Origin of the sequence: Pseudomonas sp. PNPG3 (assembly GCF_023093815.1) — a bacterium.
Taxonomy (GTDB): domain Bacteria; phylum Pseudomonadota; class Gammaproteobacteria; order Pseudomonadales; family Pseudomonadaceae; genus Aquipseudomonas; species Aquipseudomonas asiatica.
Window position 1 is genome coordinate 1 of sequence record NZ_JALLKV010000275.1, and the last position, 257, is coordinate 257.

General features: G+C 62.6%; 1 pseudogene. It reads right to left on the bottom strand.

The window, feature by feature from the left end:
* Positions 1-45: 45 nt before the first annotated feature.
* Positions 46-257 (bottom strand): annotated as a pseudogene (gene ssuC, locus MJ643_RS31025) (aliphatic sulfonate ABC transporter permease SsuC); the annotation flags it as partial.

The following is a 257-nucleotide window of genomic DNA, read 5'->3' on the forward strand; positions in this document are numbered from 1 at the left end:
GTTTCTTCGGGAAGAGCCGTACGAAGAGCAGTCTGCATGTTTCTCTCAGCGTTTCTGGAAGGCAGGGTGCCAGGAGAGCGTCAGGCGCTCCAGCACGCGGGAGGCGCTGTCGGCGAGCTTGCCGAGCAGCGCGTAGATCAGGATCGAGAGCACGACGACATCGATCAGCATGAACTCGCGCGCCTGCATCGCCATGTAGCCGAGGCCCGAGGAGGCCGCGATGGTCTCGGCGACAATCAGCGTCAGCCACATGATGC